This is a genomic window from Stenotrophomonas sp. SrG, assembly GCF_050031795.1.
Classification (GTDB): domain Bacteria; phylum Pseudomonadota; class Gammaproteobacteria; order Xanthomonadales; family Xanthomonadaceae; genus Stenotrophomonas; species Stenotrophomonas rhizophila_A.
On sequence record NZ_JBNBBE010001891.1, the window covers coordinates 1 to 229 of the forward strand.

At 83.0% G+C, this 229-nt stretch carries 1 pseudogene; it reads right to left on the reverse strand.

Going from position 1 to position 229, the window contains the following annotated elements:
* Positions 1-229: pseudogene (locus tag ACQG3P_RS25735) on the reverse strand (dihydroxy-acid dehydratase); the annotation flags it as partial.

Below are 229 nucleotides of genomic sequence, written 5' to 3' on the forward strand. Positions count from 1 at the left end.
CGGCCGCCCGCGGGGCGCTCCCGCGCGGCAGCGCGCCGGCCTCTTCGCCGCCATCCCCGCGGTGGCACCGCCCCCCCCCCCGCCGACCGGCTCGGCGGCACAGCTGCTCGCGGGCGGCGTGGGTGGCCCGGGTCGACCCGTAGCCCGGCCGCGACCGGCCCCGCGCTCCGGACCGGCAGTTCAGCGAGTGGGCGGAGAACATGCCCGACCCCGCCCCGCCGGTCGGACA